The organism is Proteus hauseri ATCC 700826 (genome assembly GCF_001654965.1).
GTDB lineage: Bacteria > Pseudomonadota > Gammaproteobacteria > Enterobacterales > Enterobacteriaceae > Proteus > Proteus hauseri.
Genome location: NZ_LXEV01000017.1, coordinates 1 through 19,396, shown reverse-complemented (window position 1 = coordinate 19,396; position 19,396 = coordinate 1). Strand labels below are relative to the sequence as shown.

At 35.4% G+C, this 19,396-nt stretch carries 17 protein-coding genes; 5 read left to right on the top strand and 12 right to left on the bottom strand.

Going from position 1 to position 19,396, the window contains the following annotated elements; all coding sequences use genetic code 11:
- The first annotated feature begins 114 nt into the window (after window positions 1-114).
- The 4 genes from zapA to M997_RS05895 all read left to right on the top strand — a co-directional run bounded on the left by zapA (window position 115) and on the right by M997_RS05895 (window position 6,117).
- Complete coding sequence (gene zapA, locus M997_RS05910) at window positions 115-1,509, top strand: ZapA family metalloprotease (RefSeq protein WP_064719189.1); 1,395 nt, start codon at window positions 115-117, stop codon at window positions 1,507-1,509.
- A 173-nt stretch (window positions 1,510-1,682) separates the two neighbouring features.
- Window positions 1,683-3,422 (top strand): type I secretion system permease/ATPase, encoded by a 1,740-nt coding sequence (locus tag M997_RS05905; protein WP_064719188.1) that lies wholly within the window; start codon window positions 1,683-1,685, stop codon window positions 3,420-3,422.
- A 17-nt stretch (window positions 3,423-3,439) separates the two neighbouring features.
- Window positions 3,440-4,765, top strand: a complete 1,326-nt coding sequence (locus tag M997_RS05900) for an HlyD family type I secretion periplasmic adaptor subunit (RefSeq protein WP_064719187.1) — start codon at window positions 3,440-3,442, stop codon at window positions 4,763-4,765.
- Window positions 4,766-4,767: 2 nt separating this feature from the next.
- Window positions 4,768-6,117 carry a TolC family outer membrane protein gene (locus tag M997_RS05895; protein ID WP_239994720.1) on the top strand — a complete coding sequence of 450 codons (1,350 nt, stop codon included), beginning with the start codon at window positions 4,768-4,770 and terminating at the stop codon, window positions 6,115-6,117.
- 476 nt (window positions 6,118-6,593) lie between these two features.
- Here the strand turns inward: M997_RS05895 and arnT are convergent, their stop codons facing one another.
- Together arnT and M997_RS05885 are read right to left on the bottom strand one after the other, a co-directional pair.
- The gene (gene arnT / locus M997_RS05890; protein WP_064719185.1) at window positions 6,594-8,240 is read right to left on the bottom strand and encodes a lipid IV(A) 4-amino-4-deoxy-L-arabinosyltransferase; all 1,647 of its coding nucleotides are present in this window, start codon (window positions 8,238-8,240) and stop codon (window positions 6,594-6,596) included.
- A 411-nt stretch (window positions 8,241-8,651) separates the two neighbouring features.
- A complete protein-coding gene (locus tag M997_RS05885) occupies window positions 8,652-8,990 on the bottom strand; it encodes a carboxymuconolactone decarboxylase family protein (RefSeq protein WP_064719184.1) in 339 nt (112 codons plus the stop codon).
- Between the two features lie 118 nt (window positions 8,991-9,108).
- Here M997_RS05885 and M997_RS05880 point away from each other — a divergent pair, with 118 nt between their 5' ends.
- Window positions 9,109-9,483, top strand: coding sequence for a DnaJ family domain-containing protein (locus M997_RS05880; protein ID WP_064719183.1), 375 nt, complete (start codon window positions 9,109-9,111; stop codon window positions 9,481-9,483).
- 131 nt (window positions 9,484-9,614) lie between these two features.
- Here the strand turns inward: M997_RS05880 and M997_RS05875 are convergent, their stop codons facing one another.
- The 10 genes from M997_RS05875 to M997_RS05830 form a co-directional block, all read right to left on the bottom strand.
- Window positions 9,615-11,189, bottom strand: coding sequence for an AbgT family transporter (locus tag M997_RS05875; protein ID WP_064719182.1), 1,575 nt, complete (start codon window positions 11,187-11,189; stop codon window positions 9,615-9,617).
- Between the two features lie 613 nt (window positions 11,190-11,802).
- Window positions 11,803-12,126, bottom strand: a complete 324-nt coding sequence (locus M997_RS05870; protein WP_064719181.1) for a helix-turn-helix domain-containing protein — start codon at window positions 12,124-12,126, stop codon at window positions 11,803-11,805.
- 20 nt (window positions 12,127-12,146) lie between these two features.
- A complete protein-coding gene (locus M997_RS05865; RefSeq protein ID WP_064719180.1) occupies window positions 12,147-12,974 on the bottom strand; it encodes an MrpH family fimbial adhesin in 828 nt (275 codons plus the stop codon).
- Between the two features lie 21 nt (window positions 12,975-12,995).
- Window positions 12,996-13,544, bottom strand: coding sequence for a fimbrial protein (locus M997_RS05860; RefSeq protein ID WP_064719179.1), 549 nt, complete (start codon window positions 13,542-13,544; stop codon window positions 12,996-12,998).
- Window positions 13,545-13,554: 10 nt separating this feature from the next.
- Window positions 13,555-14,046, bottom strand: a complete 492-nt coding sequence (locus M997_RS05855) for a fimbrial protein (RefSeq protein ID WP_420874850.1) — start codon at window positions 14,044-14,046, stop codon at window positions 13,555-13,557.
- A 12-nt stretch (window positions 14,047-14,058) separates the two neighbouring features.
- A complete protein-coding gene (locus tag M997_RS05850) occupies window positions 14,059-14,607 on the bottom strand; it encodes a fimbrial protein (RefSeq protein WP_082918393.1) in 549 nt (182 codons plus the stop codon).
- A 13-nt stretch (window positions 14,608-14,620) separates the two neighbouring features.
- On the bottom strand, window positions 14,621-15,379 hold the full coding sequence (locus M997_RS05845; protein ID WP_064719178.1) for a fimbria/pilus periplasmic chaperone: 759 nt from the start codon (window positions 15,377-15,379) through the stop codon (window positions 14,621-14,623).
- A gap of 41 nt (window positions 15,380-15,420) precedes the next feature.
- Window positions 15,421-18,039 (bottom strand): outer membrane usher protein, encoded by a 2,619-nt coding sequence (locus M997_RS05840; RefSeq protein ID WP_064719263.1) that lies wholly within the window; start codon window positions 18,037-18,039, stop codon window positions 15,421-15,423.
- A 21-nt stretch (window positions 18,040-18,060) separates the two neighbouring features.
- Complete coding sequence (locus M997_RS05835) at window positions 18,061-18,618, bottom strand: fimbrial protein (protein WP_064719177.1); 558 nt, start codon at window positions 18,616-18,618, stop codon at window positions 18,061-18,063.
- Between the two features lie 81 nt (window positions 18,619-18,699).
- Entirely contained in the window at window positions 18,700-19,239 is a 540-nt protein-coding gene (locus tag M997_RS05830) for a fimbrial protein (protein WP_064719176.1), read from the bottom strand.
- Window positions 19,240-19,396: the final 157 nt, after the last annotated feature.

Below are 19,396 nucleotides of genomic sequence, written 5' to 3'. Positions count from 1 at the left end.
CGCCTCTGGATTAAAACAGATAAATGTCTATCTTTATTAAGTCTGGCACTCGCCAGAAAAAACTATTTTCAATATGAAAATAACTTAAATTAAATTTAATATCCGGAGGATATTATGAGTTCTTCTTTATTTAAAAAAACAGCTGGATTATCAAATATATCTGACTTATTAGATAAGAGTGGCGTTTTCTATAACTATTCGGCAAATAACTTGCTATCTTTTGATTATGATAAAGCAGGAAAACATATTGCCCGTGAAGACTCCACATGGAATGGTAAATATGTTATTGGTCAAAGCGCAACCGTTACTTATTCGTTTCCTACTTGGGAAGGTAAGAAGTTTAATGACTTTGGTGATAAAAACCCCTACCAGTTTAATTCAGCACAGAAAGAACATGCAAAATTATCTTTAGATGCATGGGCGGATGTCGCCAATATTAAATTTATTGAAGTTGGCCCGAATGCTCAATCAGATCTTACCTTTGGAAATATTACTGACCCAAATGGTAAATTCCAAGCTTATGCCACATTACCAAATACTTACCATTATGGTCGTGATCTTTCAGGTCAAGCATGGTTTAGTGACAACTATTATGCTGGTAATACAACACCTGAATTAGGTAATTATGGCCGTTTAACATTAATCCACGAAATTGGTCATACACTTGGTTTAATGCATCCTGGTGATTATAATGCAGGTCAAAATGTACCTGGATACTTAAAATCTGATTATGCTGAAGACAGTCGCCAATATACTGTGATGAGTTACTGGGAAGAGTATGAAACAGGTGCTCATTTCCAAGGTGCTTATGCGGGTGCACCTTTACTTCATGATATTTCAGCCATTCAATATCTCTACGGTGCAAATACTGAAACAAGAACAGGCGATGATGTTTATGGCTTTAATTCAAATACTGGCATTGATTATTACACGGCAACAAGTAGTAATGACAAATTAATATTCTCAGTTTGGGATAGCGGTGGTAACGATACATTCGATTTCTCTGGATTTCACCAAAATCAAGTTATTGATTTACGCGATGGTTATTTTTCAGATGTCGGCGGATTACAGAAGAATGTTTCTATCGCAAAAGGTGTAATAATAGAAAATGCCATTGGTGGTTCTGGTGATGATATTATCCATGGTAATAATGCAGATAATATTATTATAGGTGGCGGTGGCCAAGATATTTTATACGGCGGATCAGGTAGTAATACTTTTGTTTATAAAGAAGCCTCCGACTCTTATTCACATTCCCCAGATAAAATCATGGATTTTGAAACTGGAATAGATAAAATTGATTTGTCTGAATTAATTGAAAATAGTTTTGGTCAGAAGTTTATTAATTTTGTTGATAAACTGACAGGTAAAGCGGGTGAAGCAACAATTAACTATGATCAATCGACAAAATCTAGTGAACTTCTAATCAATATTTATAATGGATATAATCCTGAATTCAAAATTGATATTGTTGGTACGGTAAATTACGAAACTGATTTTATTGTTTAATTAATTGTTAATAGGAGTAGTTCTCTTCTCCTATTTTTCAGTTGAGATTTATTAAGCTGTTTTTTTATATCGCTATTATTTGATAATGATAAATTAAACAGCTTATTAATATAAATTATATTTTATAAAAACAGTAAGTATTAGTAAAATAAGTAATAACTCAGGATAATACCATGCCAACAGATAAATATAATAATGAAGTAACGAATATTATCAAAGAGAGAAAACGTGTTTTTTTTTCTATTGGTATATTTACAGCTTTAATAAATATTCTAATGTTAGTCCCTTCCATTTATATGCTACAAGTTTATGATCGCGTTTTACCTTCTGGAAACGAAATGACATTATTAATGTTATCACTGATTATGCTAGCTCTTTTTGTTTTTATGGGAGGATTAGAATATTTAAGAAGCATTATTGTCATTAGAATGAGTAATAAGTTCGATTTATCGCTTAATTCACGTGTTTATACTGCTGCATATCAAGCAAAGCTCAATAAAACACCTGGTATTAACCCTTCTTTGGCATTAAATGATTTAATAACCATACGTCAATTTATCACCAGTCATGCCCTATTCGCTTTTTTTGATCTCCCTTGGTTTCCTATTTATCTTTTAGTCATCACATTATTTAATCCTTGGTTAGGATTATTTGCATTATGTGGTGCCATAGTTTTATTTATTCTCGCTTTTGTTAATGAATATTTATCGAGAAGCCCTTTAAAAAAAGCAAATGAATTTGCTAATCAAGCTCAAATAACGCAAGGACATCATTTTGAGCATACTCAGCCTATTGAAGCGATGGGAATGCTAAGCCAATTACGTAAACAATGGCAATTATCTCATTTACAGTATTTACAAGCACAAACACATGCAAGTGATAATGCCGCAGGTATTAACGCAGTAACAAAAGTAACACGAATGGCCCTCCAATCTTTAATGCTAGGTTTAGGTGGATGGTTAGCTATCGATAATATTATTAGTCCCGGAATGATGATCGCCGGCTCAATATTATTAGGTCGAGCTTTAGCACCTATCGAACAAGTTATTGGAGCATGGAAAAGTTGGGATAGTAGTAAAGCCGCATATAACCGACTAATACTATTATTAAAAAGTTATCCTGAAGAAAATAAAAAAATGGCATTACCTGCCCCTATAGGCCAGTTATCCATTGATATTCAACAAGCACAATATCCACAAAGTGAAAAAATATTATTAAGTGATATTCATTTTTCACTCAATTCTGGCGATGTGCTAGGTATTATAGGCCCAAGTGCATCAGGGAAATCTTCTTTGGCTAAATTTATTGTTGGTATATGGCAAGTTAAAAAAGGAACTGTTCGATTAGATAATGCCGATATATTCCAATGGGACAAAAATGAAGTTGGGCCATATATTGGTTATTTGCCACAAGAAATAGCATTATTTCCAGGTACTATTGCTGAAAATATTGCACGATTCTCAAAAGTAGATCCGCAAAAAGTTATTCAAGCAGCAACTATGGCTCATGTACATGAAATGATCCTACGTTTTCCTCAAGGTTATGAAACATTAATTGGTGCGCATGGTGAAGGTCTTTCTGGTGGTCAACGACAAAGAATTGCATTAGCTAGAGCCTTATATGGCAATCCATCTCTTATTGTTTTAGATGAACCTAATTCAAATTTAGATGATATAGGTATTAAGGCGTTAGTACATGCTATCCAAACGCTAAAACAAAATAAAAAAACAGTTATTTTAATCACACATCAAAAACAGTTGCTTTCTGTTACTAACAAACTTTTAGTCTTAGTTGATGGAAATACCAAGTTATTTGGTTCTACCACCGCAGTTATTAATGAATTAAATAAATCATCGGCAACACCGAATACTCATGTTCCATCTACAGCACCTGTTGCTGGTAGCAATGCATAATATCTTGGAAAATAATCATGACTAAAGATAAAAACAGCGATAATTTATTAGAAAATATCTCAGATGATCCTAAACGCTATTTAATTATTGGGTGGTTAGTCATTTTATTTGGGCTCTCTATTTTTATTTTTTGGGCTGCTTTTGCTCCACTTGATAAAGGTGTTGCTGCTACAGGCAATGTTTCTATATCTGGAAATAAGAAAAGCATTCAATCACCTACAGAAGGCGTTATTACTGAAATATTAGTTAATAATGGTGATCAGATTAATGCTGGACAAACGCTTGTTAAATTAAGCCCGATACAATCTGAAGCATTAGTAAAATCATTATCAGAACAATATGACAACTTAGTCATCACACAGCAAAGATTAAATGCAGAACTAAATTCTGCTACAGAATTTATATTAGATCCTCACGAGGTTTATTATTCTCCTGTTGAGAATATAAAGAAAATTACGCTACTACAAAATCAATTACTTAATGAAAAAAACGCTGAATTAAATAGTGAAATAAAAGGTTACCATGCTGTTATTGATGGTATTTCAAATCGTTTAATCCATCTTAGAAAATCATTACTAAATAAAAAAGCACAAATCAATAGCTTACAATCACAAATAAAAGACTTACAAATATTAGCTAATGAAGGTTATATACCACGCCATCGTTATCAAGAGGTTGAACGTGAATTAGCTGAAAACGACCATCAATTAAATGAAGCTTTGGGGCAAATCAGTACATTAGAAAAACAAAAATTAGAATATGAGCAACGCATACTGCAACGTAGTGCTCGTTTTTTTCAAGAGACTCGTACAGAGCTAAATCAAGTTCAACTAAAACTAAGTGAAACTGAAAAACAACTTATTATTGAGAAAGATAAATTGACTAAAATGCAAGTTATGGCACCTATTTCTGGCACTGTAATGGATTTATCTATATTTACTCAAGGTGGTGTTGTCAGAACCGGGCAAACACTTATGGAAATTGTACCTAATGATCATCAATTAGTCATAGAAGCACGTTTAGCACCACATCTTATTGATAAAGTCACACTTGGTCTTCCTGTTGATTTGATGTTTAGTGCTTTTAACCAAAATACAACGCCAAAAATTCCTGGTGAAGTTGCCTTAATTTCTGCGGATAGATTAATTGATGAAAGAAGTTCTGAACCTTATTATCAAGTATTTATTAATGTTACTGACACGACTTTATTAACAGAAAAGAAAAACACTTTAAAAGCTGGAATGCCTGTTGATGTTTTTATTAACACAGGGGATCGTTCTTTATTAAATTATTTATTTAAGCCTGTATTAGATAGGATCCACACTTCATTGACGGAAGAATAATTATGCTAATAAGAAAACTCTCTGCCATTATATTTATTTGGATGCTTAGTTGCACAGCATTTGCCATTACGCTGTCAGATCTCTATTATTTAGCAGTTAAAAATGATCCAACTTTTAATGCCGCAATAAAAGAGCAAATAGCAGGAAAAGAATTTGAGAATATAGGCTTATCTCAATTATTACCCAGTATTCATGTAAATTATCAAAATTCACCAAGAAATTGGCAACGAAAAGTCTATCCTATTAACACTTATCAAGGTGAAACAAAAAGAACTGAATATCAAAATTATCAAAGTCATTCAGTTAATGTTATCATAAGCCAGCCATTATTTGATTACGCTGCATTTAGTGAATATAAATCATCTGTTATTGAAACATTGTTATCTGATAGTCGTTATCAAGCAAAGTTTTCTGAATTAGTTATTAGATTAATAGATAATTATATACAATTAGCATATGCACAAGATAAGTTACAATTAAATATTTCACAACAAGATATTTATAATAAGCAATTAATTTCTAGCCAACGTTTATTTGAACTAGGTGAAGGTACAAAAACCGATATATCAGAAATTGAAACTCGACTTTATTTAACTCAATCACAATATACCGATATTTATCTAGAATTAGAAAATGCTAAAAATAAATTAAGTTCTATGATTGGAACCCCACTCCCTTATACGGAACATATTGCTAAACTTAGTGATAATAAATTTATTTTACAAGCTATTATTCCCAATGATTACGATTCATGGGAAAAAAGTGTTATTCAAGATAATATAAATATACAGACTGCGCGTTATGAAATGGCTATAGCAAAACATGAAGTTGAAAAACAACGGGCGGAATTTTTCCCTACAGTACAGCTTTATGCTTCTTATTCAAATAGTGATTCTGATAGCAACAATACCGTAAACCAGCAATATCAAGCTGCAAATATTGGCTTTTATGTAAGTTTACCATTATTTAATGGCGGAAGAACAACTGCATCAATGCGCCAATCAACTGCATTATATCAAATGAGTGCCTTTGAAAGAGATGCAATTATCCAGACAATTATGCAAGAATTGCGTCATCAATATCAAATCTGTACTACCAGTAATATTAAATTAAAAGCCTACGAACAATCTCTTGCTTCAGCTCAGCTACAATTAAAAGCAACGCAAAAAAGCTATATTGGTGGGCAAAGAACTATGGTAGATGTATTGAACGCTGAAGAGTTACTTTATCGAGCTCAACAAGATTTAATAAAAGCTAAATATGATTATCTTCAAGCATGGGCACTATTACATCAATATACTAATACATTGGATATTGAAAAAATAAAAGTGATAGAGAGTTATTTTCAATAAGGCTAAAGAGAAATAATAAAAAAATTTATATAATTAAGCCCTGTTAGCATTTCACTAACAGGGCTTATATAAATCAATCTTGATTAAAATACTTTTTTAGCAAGCTCTTCATATCACTTCTTTTTACCGTACAACATTAATACACGGTGAGTAAGAGCAATTGATGCTAGACCGATAAAACATTCGACTAAGAAAATCAGCATAAATTACCCCCAATCATAAGTACATTTCGTGTGGGTGGGGGTTCTGATAAAGTAAAGTGACTTGTCATATAGCGCTTAACTAACTCCGATTTAATGGACACAATTTAAACCTACCATTAAAAAGAAAAAGAGCAAAATAAATTTATTCACATAATCTATTTTTTAATCTAGATCACATAAAAACAACACAAAAAATCAAATTTTCATCTTACAAAATACTCAATATATTTGGTCTCGTTCTTTTGCTCAAGTTAAAAATATAATAACAATCAGCTAATTGAAGAAAACAAACGTTAAATCGCCTTGTTTTTCGACTATTGGCTTAATTTTTAAGTTCTGCAATAACGACAATATTTCTTTTCTTTCAGGTCTTACTAAAACTATCGCAACACCTTGATATTGATTTTGTTCAATAAGCGAAATTAACTGAGTAAGACTATAGTATTTATTCTTAACATCAGGGTATTCCAATCCGTAAGCTAACTCCCCTTTTGTTTCTGTTAAGCGAATATCCGTTCGTTTTAGCACCCATGCAAGTGAAGTACCAATTCCTACTTCGTCGGTCAGTATATAGGGCGTATTTTTTAGCTGCTCAGAATAGTAGCTTAATACATTTTCTGGTGTATTTTTGCTTTCTACTTTATTAGGAATTGCAAAACCTATAAGTAAACTTAGTCCCACAGAACAAAACATCGTTAGATATTTATTTTGCGTAAAAAACGATCTAATACTGACTAAGCACCAAAATGAAAATCCTATAAATGCCAAAAGTATTTTGGCTTTTTCTTCCGCTTGATACAGTATCTGTTTATAAGAATAGAGTGAATAAATAAGCGCTAAGAGGCCTATCAATCCGAAAACTGTATTAATAATTGCATTAATTTTATGTACTCGTTCATTATTTTGAATATTTAATTCTTCCATATAATGTGCAATTAATAGGGATAATGGCACAAAGCAAGGGAACATATATGTTAATAATTTTCCTTTAGATGCCGAAAAAAAACTAAAAAAGATAGTAAACCAAAAAAGAAAATAGAGTGTTCCTTTTTTTAAGCTAAGTGCTGATTTTAAAGCACCAAAGAGAAATCCTAACCAAGGAACAAGCCCAACAATAATAATAGGTACATAAAACCACATGGGTTGTGCTCTTGCGGAGTTTTTGGCAATAAAACGCTGAACATGTTCTACCCAAAAAAAGTAATTCCAGTAATCAGGAGCTTGTGTTGCAACAGAAAATACCCACGGACCCGCAACAGCAACCATCGATAAAAGTGTGATAGGAAAATAATATAACGTCTCTTTAAATCGTGACTTGCTAATCGCGGTAACAAAGAAAACTAAAGCTGGTAATACAATAGCAATAAACCCTTTTGTTAAAAAACCTAACGCACAGAAAACACCAATAAGGATATAGGCTTTAACTTTCACCTTATTATTATTTGCAGATAATGCTAAGAGAAAATAATACATTGATGCAGTGACAAAAAATGTCACGATAGGATCAAGAATATTATAAGCACCTATAGCAAAAACAAGAAAAGTAGAAAGAAACACCATAACCGCATTAAATGCGATATTACTATTATTCCAAGCAAGCATTGCGGCGCGGTAAATATACATCCCCGTTAGTAAAGTCGAGCTAACGACAACAATACGAACAGCAAAATGCCCATCACCAAAAAGCCATTGAGCAATACTATTAAGCCAATAACCTAATACGGGTTTTTCAAAATAGCGAACATCAAGTAAATAAGGCACAGACCAATTACCTGATACTAACATTTCTCGGCTAATTTCAGCATAGCGAATTTCATCTGGTTGCCAGAGCAGCCTAGATTCTAAGGGAATAAAATAAGTTAATAACACAAAAAGAAAAAGTAATAACCATTTGTATTTTTCTGTTACTTCAGCGTTCATAAATTTCCCAATTTTAAAATAATGCTCTATCGCATCAATTAGAAAAGTGATCTTATAAAAAATTCAATTATTATTGATTAATTTATTCTTAACTAAAAAAGCATATCACTTTAAATTTCAATAGACGAAAATAATATTATCGGAATAAAAGTTTATATAAATCATAACTATAAGATAAAATGAAAATATTTTTTACTTACCTTTAGTTATTTTATTTTTATTTATAATTTATAGAAGTTAAGGTTTATTAAGAATAAATTAATTGTAATTTAGATAAAAATATTAGCTTTATTCCTATAGTCAGAAAAACAAAAATAAAGTTAAGCAAGATTTTTTGATAATGAGAATCAAAAAAACCAGAATAATAGCTTCTGGTTTTGATCATTAAAAAATATTTTTTATTAAAATTAATTATTTATTAAACTCTTTAAAAGCACCCATAGTGTTAGCTGCGTACATTACTGAAGGCCCACCCCCCATATAGATAGCAACACCCAGTGTTTCTGCTAATTCTTGCTCTGTAGTTCCTAATTCAACTAATGTTTTTGTGTGAAAACCAATACATCCATCACAACGATTTGCTACAGCAATAGCAATAGCAATTAATTCTTTAGTTTTAGCATCTAGTGCACCATCTTTTGAAGCTGCTTTAGTCGTACTCATAAATGACTTCATAACTTCAGGGATATTCTGTGATACCGCCCCCATATTACCTGCAATATCTGCTACTATTTCTTGATACTTGCCCATGCTACACCTCAACAATATATGTTTTTATATAATATAAAAACATAATATCAAATAATGTAGTTTGATCAAGTCTAATTATTTCTGTAAAAATATTTCGATGTAATAGTCAGGAGTCAAAATGTCAATTTTGGATGAGTGGGCTGAACGCCATATTGAAAAAGCACTAAAAGAGGGCGAACTTTCATCTTTAAAAGGAGAAGGCAAACCTTTAATACTTGATGATAATAGTCATGTTCCCGAAGTGCTTAGAGCAAGTTATCACTTACTTAAAAATGCCGGATTTTTACCGCCAGAAATGCAACAGAGAAAAGAAGCATTATCTTTAGCTGAAATCTTAGGCTCATTTTCTGAAACTGGCATTGAAAATGAACAATTGAAAAAACGCCTAAATTTATTGGAATTAAAACTACAACAAGCTGGTATGGATACCCAGTTTTTACATACTGATTATGCTATTCAGTTGACTGAAAAATTAGCTAAACATGAAAAATAAAATTGTGCTAATACGGTATAAAGATTAAATAAATAAAGCCCATACATCCCTGTATGAGCTTGGATGACAATATTGGATAACTATACTAAATAACTACACTAAATAACTACACTGGGTAACTACAAGAGAATTTATCCTGCTGTTGGAGTGTAATAAATAGGAGAACCAGGGCCAACAGGCAGCTGAAATACAAATACCCAAAAATAAAATAGTAATGACCAACCAATTAAGAAAATAACAGAGTATGGCAACATCATTGAAATCATGGTTCCTATACCTGTGTCTTTCTTATATTTGGTGGCAACCGCTAATATTAGGCCAAAGTAACTCATCATCGGTGTGATAATGTTTGTTACAGAATCTCCGATACGATAAGCCGCTTGAATTGTCTCTGGAGCATAACCTGCCAACATTAACATTGGTACAAAAATAGGCGCAGTTACAGCCCACTGCGCAGATGCAGAACCAATCATTAAGTTAATAAAGGCACAAATGAGTATGAAGACAAAAAATAACACACCACCTGGCATATCAATACTATTTAATAATGCTGCACCTTTAACCGCAATAACTTGCCCAATATTCGTCCAGCCAAAAAAAGCGACAAATTGTGCAGCAAAGAAAATAATAACTAAATAAAGCCCCAGCGTACTCATTGAGTTTGCCATAGCATCAACAATATCTTTATCTGTACGCATTGTTTTTGCCACCCAGCCATAAACAATACCAGGAATAGCAAAGAACAGAAAAATAAAGACAACTATCGATTTCAAGAACGGTGAATTACCAATTAATCCTGTTTCTTGGTTTCTTAGCATGCCATTTTCAGGAATAACGGTTAACGCTAAAATAGCCGCCATGACAGCAAAGGTTGCCGTTGCAGCCCATAACGCTTTTCGTTCAATAGGCGTCACTTCTGCTGCGTTCTTTAAATCATTTTCTTCCTCATCGAGATGATCACTGTTGTAAGGCCCAAGTTGCGGCTCAACGATCTTTTCTGTGATGATGTAACCTAAGAATGTAATTAAGAAGGTACTAACAAACATAAAATACCAGTTTGCCTCAGCACCTACGACATAGGTTGGATCAATAATACGCGCAGCTTGTTGAGTAATACCAGATAACAGTGGATCGATAGTTCCAAGTAGTAAGTTAGCAGAATAACCCCCAGATACCCCTGCAAACGCCGCTGCAAGTCCCGCTAATGGATGTCGACCTAATGAGTGGAAAATAATTGCTGATAATGGTATTAACACTACATAGCCTAATTCAGCAGCCGTATTAGACATAATACCAGCAAAAACAATGGCCATCGTGGTCATTTTGCGAGGTGCTTTCATAACCACTAAACGCATTACCGCAGATAACAGCCCTGCTCGCTCCGCAATACCGACACCTAATAACGCCACCAGCACCGTCCCTAAAGGTGCGAAACCAGTAAAGTTAGTCACGATATTTGCCAGAATGCGACGAATACCATCGGCATCTAATAAACTGATGATATGTATATAACCATCTTCTGCCCGCCCTTTTGCACCTTCTGGACGAGGATCTTGAACAGTGACGCCGAAGTATTCACCAACTGCTGAAGAGACAAGTAATATAGCAATTAAAATAATAAATAAAATAACGGGATGTGGTAGTGCATTACCTAGCCATTCTACAGTACGTAGAAAGCGACTTCCTCCCTGTTTTTTTGTTTGCATCATTTATCCTTTTTATAAAAAAAAACAGAAAATGCACATTACACAACCAAATTTGTTTTTACTATCTGTAAATACCACTTCTTTTTACTCATTTTTAACGAACAAAGAACATAAGAATAATTTTAAATATATAATTACCATTATAAATCATAGTGTTATATTGATATAATATAATTATAACCAACTAACATTAAAATTAATTTATAATATCTAAAATCAAAAAGTGTGTATAAGTTAACATTTTTTAACAAATTGTCGCCTTTTTTTTAACCTTTACTAGTTTAAAACTCTCTTTGAAAACCGAATAAGAGCTATTAAATACTCTGCTAAACCTGATAATCACAGATGAAATTACTATTTATCTGTGAAAAATAAGAAATAAAAAATTTACACGTGTCATTTTCATTACATGTAATCTTAAAAAGAGGTGAAATATTTGAAATGAATCAACGTAAAAAATAACGAAATCAAGAAATAGAAAAAGAGAATAAAAACTAAAATGTAAAAAATAGAATAAAAAAAAGGCAAAGTTTCCTTTGCCCTACCAACAAGGTAATCAATCAAAAATATGCAATGTATATTCAAAAAGCGAATTTAGTGCCTGATATATTTATTAATATGAAAATATATCAGGCGTTGCATCTGCAATAACACGGTTGCATTTATCAAGACGTTTACTTTCTGACGATTTTTTAGGAATAAAACAGTCCTCAAAAAACCAATAAATAGGTGTATTTAAATGCACCGCTAGAGTAACTAAATAACTTAAATCGATTTTATTCATGCCTCGTTCATAGCGAGAGAATTGCTGTTGGCTAACCCCTATTTTCTCAGCAATTTGCATACCGGTATAACCCAATTCTTTACGCTTTTTCTGGATCCGTTTACCTACTAACGCGTTAACATCAATATTATCTATAAAATCGTAATTCATCATAATATTCACCATTATCATGATTAAGGCATTGTTAAAATAATTGAACCCGAACCAGAAAAATGCCCTGGGGCTACACGACCATTAGTATGTAGAATTGATTTAACCTCTACAGGTATAGTGCCATTTTTAGGAACATTTATTACTGAGCCTTTTTCACCTGGGTTGCCATCGAGAAATAAATCGGCGTATAAGCTATTATCTGTTCGTAATGGTACTCGTCCACTATCAGAACCAGATGCAATCACCAATACTTTCATTGCTAAATTACAAGTAATGTTGATGTTTTGTGCTCGTGCGGCATTTTCTAAACTCACTTCATCAATATCACCGTAATTAAGATTTACAGCGCCTTCTGTTATTTTGCAGGCACCAACTGGTGGTGGTGCAATACCACATAATGATCCTGGCAATAAGCGACCATTAGGTGACCATCCCCCTTCTTTAGATTCATAAAATAACCCTACACACTCTTGGTTAGAGGTAAGAGGATCACCATCGTGTCGTGCTGTACCTTGAATGGGAAAACTTTCAACACTCATCACTGCTGCACGTACACCAGATAAATAGCGTTCTTTTTCAACTCGTACAATACTTCTTACAGCAGACCCCGGAGAACCATTGGCATCATGCTTATGGTTGATTGTGATCCAGCATTGACTCCATCCATAACAAGGGTTTGGTGTGTTGTCTGGTTCCGGATCCCAGCGTTGAATAACATAGGTATAAGTTGCGTGAGCAGGTTCACCTTCAGAATGCGTAATATAAGAGAAGATAGACGCCATTGCAGGCGCTGAAAATAGCAAGCCTATCGTGATAAATAGAGCCGGGAATCGTTTCAATATGAACATGTAAAACCTCAATTCTAATAATCAGTCATAATTCAAATGGAATGTAGCTATTGCACTAAACGGCCCTCGTTTAATCGCCTGATTGGCAATAGCATCCGGCTCTCCTTGAATAAAGGCATAAAAATGCAAAATAGTGTCATTCGCGTTCAATGAAAGTTTGTCTGTTTCTTTATTAACAGGTAACGCATTGCCATTTTCAGATTCCAATCCAACAGCAATACCTGATGCTTGACTTGCAGGGCTTATCGCTAAAAAACCTTGCCCTGCCATCGCCTGATTTTCATCACCTTTAAACGTGATCCTGACATTTTTACCAATAGTGAGATCACATTCAGATAAGCGTATTTGAAATGGCTTACTTGGTGTTCTTTGATAGGCATACAGGTTTTTATCGGGAATATTACCGAAATCTAGTTCAACCGTTTCATCTCCCGGTTTAATCGTGCAAGGCTCATCAACTAATATTCCGTGAAAATACATATTGTCTTTCGCACTAAGCGCTGTCGCACTTAATCCAACAAAAGTAGCTAACCCAAAAATAAAAGGAAGCGATACGCTTTTTATGTTCATTAATACGCTCCTATTGGTACTCAGCTAATAAAGTGGCAGACACCTCAAACGCACCTTCAGGCAAAGTACTACCAGGTCTTTTTACAGGTACAGCTTGAATAACAGGGGGACTGTCTGGCGATATTGCAATCCGCTTATTTAAAATAAAAGGTTGTCCATTTTGCGTAAGATGAATAGCCAAATCTGTAATATTGGTTTGTAATGCCGCCTCATCGAACTGGCTTTTAGGCCCAATAATAGAGAGTCCTAGATCCCATCCCTTTAAATTGGGATCGCACACCAATTTATAATTCACCGCTTCGGTGTAATTAATACCATCAACTTTGTGGATCCCGACGTTATGACCGAAATAAACATCAATAACGCCGTCGTCACTGATCACACAAGGTGGTGGCACTAATAAAGTGCCAAATAATTTCATATTTGGATCATCTGCATTTGCAGCCAGAGAAGCACCACCGAGTAAGGTAATCAGACATATTTTCGTTAATTTAATAAACACGGCGTTAGCTCCTTATTGGTATTCCACTCTTAGAGTGGCATTAGCGACAAAATCGCCTCCCACCAGTGTTTCTGCCTGATCACGTACCGGAATTGCCTCTAACACAGGAAAATTAGGATAAGTAAAATCAACTGTTTTTCCTAAGTTGAGTAACTTCCCTTGATAAAGAATACGAACACCTAATCCAGTGATATTGGTCTGTAAAGCATTATTATCAAAACCAGTGGCATTGCCGGCTACTGAGACTTTCATGGCATTTGTTGGCATTTTTTCGCAAGTAGCACTGTATTGGATTGGTTTTTTATAATTAACACCATCAATGCGTGTACTCATGACTTCACCAAAATTTACTTCAATCATTTTCCCACCGTTAATCACACACGGCGGTGGCGCAATAACATTTCCAGTAATATTGATATAAACAATGCCGGGAATAACATCCTTTGCAGCCGCCCTTGCAGGTAGATCCGCAACAGCAGTAGAACTCAGGCCACCAGTAAATGTTGCCAGAATAAAAATCAACACTGCTTTGCTTGTGTTAAACCGCTGTTCCATAACCATAAAATAGACCTATTTAGTTTCCAGCTGATGTTTCTGTAACCTTACATTCATTGCCATTACAGCTAAATTTCAGTTGAGGACGACCACCATAATCATTGATGTAACTCAGCACAGGGGAAGCACCAAATACAGCAGCATTTAAATTCAATGTACCTGTGCTTTTAGGTGCAATCATTAATGGCTGAAAACCATCAAGACTTTGTCCTTTTAGCGCCGTTAACCCATCAACTAATGTGACGTAATAAGGTGTTGGATTATTCACTTCATAACGATCACCTTTCTTAGTTAAGGTGATTTTTTCCTGCCACGGATTCGTTAAATCTGTTTGAGTCGCATAAATAGATGCAGGGCGGTAGAACAATTTAATGCGAGTTTGCAATGCTATTTGCAACACATTAGGTTTATCACTACGAGGCGGAATTTCTCGTAAGTTAAAATAAAACACGCTTTCTCTATCTTGAGGGAGTTGAGCAATAGCAGGTAATGACTGTACTTTTACTTGGCTTTTGTCACCAGGTTCAATACGTTGGATTGGTGGCAATACGATTAATGGGCTTTCAATACGTTCGCCATTTTCATTTTCCATCCAGCCTTGAGCCAAATAAGGTAATTCTTTGTTTTGATTACTCACATTTAAGCTGACAGATTTATCTGCACCATTAAAAATAACGCGAGTTCTATCCAGTGCAATTGCTGCCATTGCCTGACTAGTAAATGCTATTCCAGCCAATAATGTGGTTGCTACAATCAATGAGCGCTTTGATAAAATCATCTTTAATTACTCTTTTTGTCTGAAGTTGTTTTAATCTTGTCTTACTTGCTCTCAATTGTGGTCAATTGAGGTTGAGATAATAATGGTTCTGCTTTTTTATCTACTGTGCCGGATGACGCTGTACCATCACCACAAGTGAGCAACAGTGAAGTCATAAATTGCCCATCAACCAGTGTAGGAATGCGGATCTGACACTGTTCTTGTCCATTCCAGCGCACAAGTAAGCGTTCATCTGTATTAATACCGCTGAGATAAACATTACCGCCGTCATTGACAATTCCTAACTCACGGCCTTTTTCGGTAGTCACCGAAGCACCAAATGGTGGATAAGTTCCGTCTTTTAGGCGAATAACTGCCATCGCTTTTTGCCCCGTTACAACATCAAAGCGGCGATAACCTATTGAGCCTTCAGTCAGCGTTAATTGTTGAATCGAACGCAGTGCTTCAACGTTGTCGGGTAATTGTTCAAGGTCGATACTGGCGCTACTGCGATAATAATCATTAATATCTGGCAGAACGGCCTTACCAAAATAGTTACTGCGTGAGATAGCACCGATGCTTTTAACTGGAACATCGGCTATACCATCGGTATCAACTAACAAACGCGTACTACCGGTTCTGTTTATGCGGTGTAAAGCGCCGCCTTCAGGTGTTAGCGTTGCACCACCTTGTAATGACAATGCCGCTGACGTATGTTCACCATCAATATAACTTGCACTTGCAGTCACTAATGCCGCATCGGCATAGTGTAAATAATAGCCATCGGCCGAAGCTTTACCGTTACTGCTAATACCTGTACCTAAACGATAACTATTGTTTTCATCAAGACGGTCGTAATAACTCACATTATGAGAGTTACCATGTCTATTAATGACTGTGTTGTAACTGATTGTGGCGCGATCACTCCAAGGCATACTAACGTTCATATATAAGCCGTTGTCATTTGTGCCGTTGAATTTATTACGGAAAGCCGACATGCTGATATTGATGTTTTTATAACTACCAATATCCATTGTTTTTGCTAACGATAAGTTATAGCTGTCGTTGTTTGGCTTGTTCCAATAAGTTTGATGACTATAGTTTAAGTAAGCACTCAGCCCCCATTCAGGAAACTGCTTACTAAACATAATGGTATACAGCTCTTTATTGTGATCTTCAGTACCATCGCGATAACGACGATCTAAGTACTGATTCATGCTCATAAAGTCACGTTCAGAGAAGCGATAACCCGCAAATGTCACCTGTCCATTAATGGCTTCAAAACGTTTTGAGTAGCTCAGTCGATATGAGCCACCGTGATAACGTTTATCATCACTTGGAATTCTTGCCCATGAGTGCGTGGCATCAAAAGAGATAGCACCTAACGCCATCAGATCTCGACCAATACCAATGGCCGCAGAGTTATAGTCACCAGAAACTAGCGAACCACCATAAAGAGACCAACCGTTACTGATCCCCCATGAGAACTCACCCATACCAAAAACAGGGCCTTCTGTATTATGGTCAATGTCAGACGGTTTACCTGCCGAGATCTTATATTGCACTCTGCCAGGTCTAGTTAAATACGGGATACTTGCTGTATCCATTTGGAACTCTTGAACCGAGCCATCTTGTTCTTCAACACGAACATCAAGTTTACCGCTAACAGCATCATTAATATCTTGAATACGGAAAGGCCCCGGTGCTACTTGCGTTTCATAAATGACCCGGCCTTGCTGACTAATAGTTACTTTAGCGTTCGTTTTAGCGACACCTGTTACCTCTGGCGCATAACCCCGTAAGTTAGGTGGCAACATATTGTCGTCCGTTGCCAAGTTAATCCCAGTAAAACGGAAGTTATCGAAAATATCAGAGCGAGAGAATGTTTCCCCCATGACCAAACGAGCACCCCATTCGGTGATTGCTCTATAAAGGTAATATTGGCTCCATTTCCAGTTATTTTCGGTACTATCAGGAACGCCGGTTACATGACGGTAACTTCCCTGCCAATCGGCACGAAAACGCCATACACCAAGGTTAGCCCCCATCGTCCCCATACCCGTAAGCTGTTGTTGTTGCTTACCATTGGCTGGATTTGTCACATTGGCATTAACGTTATAGTCAAAAATAAGCCCTGAAATACCGTTATCCCAGCGAGAAGGTGGATCCCAATTCGGTGCTGAATATTCAAGATAAGCCTGAGGAATGGTCAGTAATAAATTACCGCTACCTAAACTCGCACTGACTGTCATTCCTGGTAATGATGAAATATCAAGACAAGTCCCATCATCGTTAAATTTAACTTTTTCAGCCCATTCAGGTTTTAAGCCTAATTGATGGACTAACTCAGGAGGAAGACAAGGTTCACTGGCTTTAGGATCGTTTTCTGGAACGATATATTCGATGTTATAGATATCAGCCAGTTCATTGTTATTAACTCGAACAATAAATTCATATTTGCCGGGCATAATATAGCCAGCACGAGAGAAATCCGATAAATCAATATTTTGTTTGTCTTTGAGATCCAAAATATCGGCATTAAATTCAATGTCGCTATTTGCTAAAGCTGAACTTGAAATACCAGAAATAATTAAATAGATCAGTGCAGCAACAGGCCGAATAGCATATTGTTTTTTCTTTTTTTCCGTCCCTAAACAAACGGTTTTGAATGATTTAGCCATAAATAATCCAACCCGACCCATTTAATAATATTCCAGCTTAAAGCGCAGCGTTGTTTGGTAGTTTCCTGCCTTTGGTATGTCGTTATTTTTTACTATTCGCGCCTGATAAAGTAAGGCCATCGATTTAGAGTCGATGCCAACTGCGGGTAAAGGCTGCCCCGGAATTGCTTGCCGACCATAACGGTCTGCTATCATTAATGAAGCACCTTTGGCATCACCAAAAAGCTGAAAATTGCCACTTTGAGAAGGCCCCTCAAATGTTGCAATAAAACGAGGGTTATCTGCTTCTTTACCTTTTTGTTCTACAAGTGTGCATTCGGTTAGTCTGATAGAAAAATAATCAATCGGCCCACTACCTTGAGTCACTAAGGTAGGAATAGATACCGTAGTTAGCGGGATCACCTGATAACGACTTCCTGCCGAAATAGCGCATGTTGGTTCTAAAATGGTCCCCTGAAGATTGAGTGCCCCAAATCGCTGATGCATTTTCTTATCTTGTTTTACATCACTTGCTAATGCTTGTTCAGTGAATAAACTGACGGCAAGACATAGCAACAGTGGTGTCATCTTGCGATTCATATTTTTCTCCGTAAGAAAAATCGTTAAAAAATAGACACAGGAAATAAAGCTCTGTATGTCCCTATACAGAGCTGCTTTTTCTTACTGATAAGTCAGTGCGAAAGTTGCAATAGCAGTAAAGTCACCTGGAACAGCTGCTTCTGCTGTAGAACCTTGTAAGTAAGCAGCGAAGTTCAGGTCGTTGTTACCATCACGTAAAGTTTGAGCAGCACTTGGTGTGCCTAATTTGATTTGTTGACCACCAGCATCGGTGATAACAACTGCAGCATTTTTAGCAATACCTTCAATGCCTAAAGAACCTGCTAAAATGTCAGTAGCTTCAGAACCAGTGAAAGTTGTTTGAACTGATTTATAAGTTTCAGTTGTACAGTTAGTTAAAGAAATTTTAAAATCACGAGAATTACTACGACCACCGTCTTTTAATGCAGAAGTAGCAACTTGTCCTAATGGAACAGTTTGATTTTCTGTATCAGGAGTAATTGAACATGGAGCGTCAATAATAGAACCAACAAATTTGACTGTACCATGACCTTGGTCTTTTACTGGATCAGCAGCGAAAGTAGAACCAGCAGCAACAGATAAACCTAAACCTAGAACTAATGCTAATTTATTTAATTTCATCTTTTTGTTTCCTGAAATATAAAGGACGAAGACATTTAAAATAATAAATTTGCTAGAAATGGATTATTCCTAACAAGGTGACTCACTTATTGAGTTTTTTAATTTTGGTATACATAAGCCCGTTCTAATCGAAATTAAATATCGTTAGAAACAAAAT

What these genes read in the sequence shown, in the direction of transcription:
- M997_RS05840 (WP_064719263.1), bottom strand. Translation starts at nt 18,039, where the DNA reads ATGGCTAAATCATTCAAAACCGTTTGTTTAGGGACGGAAAAAAAGAAA.
- M997_RS05880 (WP_064719183.1), top strand. Translation starts at nt 9,109, where the DNA reads ATGTCAATTTTGGATGAGTGGGCTGAACGCCATATTGAAAAAGCACTA.
- arnT (WP_064719185.1), bottom strand. Translation starts at nt 8,240, where the DNA reads ATGAACGCTGAAGTAACAGAAAAATACAAATGGTTATTACTTTTTCTT.
- M997_RS05835 (WP_064719177.1), bottom strand. Translation starts at nt 18,618, where the DNA reads ATGAATCGCAAGATGACACCACTGTTGCTATGTCTTGCCGTCAGTTTA.
- M997_RS05865 (WP_064719180.1), bottom strand. Translation starts at nt 12,974, where the DNA reads ATGTTCATATTGAAACGATTCCCGGCTCTATTTATCACGATAGGCTTG.
- M997_RS05875 (WP_064719182.1), bottom strand. Translation starts at nt 11,189, where the DNA reads ATGCAAACAAAAAAACAGGGAGGAAGTCGCTTTCTACGTACTGTAGAA.
- M997_RS05900 (WP_064719187.1), top strand. Translation starts at nt 3,440, where the DNA reads ATGACTAAAGATAAAAACAGCGATAATTTATTAGAAAATATCTCAGAT.
- M997_RS05850 (WP_082918393.1), bottom strand. Translation starts at nt 14,607, where the DNA reads ATGGTTATGGAACAGCGGTTTAACACAAGCAAAGCAGTGTTGATTTTT.
- M997_RS05860 (WP_064719179.1), bottom strand. Translation starts at nt 13,544, where the DNA reads ATGAACATAAAAAGCGTATCGCTTCCTTTTATTTTTGGGTTAGCTACT.
- M997_RS05830 (WP_064719176.1), bottom strand. Translation starts at nt 19,239, where the DNA reads ATGAAATTAAATAAATTAGCATTAGTTCTAGGTTTAGGTTTATCTGTT.
- M997_RS05895 (WP_239994720.1), top strand. Translation starts at nt 4,768, where the DNA reads ATGCTAATAAGAAAACTCTCTGCCATTATATTTATTTGGATGCTTAGT.
- M997_RS05905 (WP_064719188.1), top strand. Translation starts at nt 1,683, where the DNA reads ATGCCAACAGATAAATATAATAATGAAGTAACGAATATTATCAAAGAG.
- M997_RS05845 (WP_064719178.1), bottom strand. Translation starts at nt 15,379, where the DNA reads ATGATTTTATCAAAGCGCTCATTGATTGTAGCAACCACATTATTGGCT.
- zapA (WP_064719189.1), top strand. Translation starts at nt 115, where the DNA reads ATGAGTTCTTCTTTATTTAAAAAAACAGCTGGATTATCAAATATATCT.
- M997_RS05885 (WP_064719184.1), bottom strand. Translation starts at nt 8,990, where the DNA reads ATGGGCAAGTATCAAGAAATAGTAGCAGATATTGCAGGTAATATGGGG.
- M997_RS05870 (WP_064719181.1), bottom strand. Translation starts at nt 12,126, where the DNA reads ATGATGAATTACGATTTTATAGATAATATTGATGTTAACGCGTTAGTA.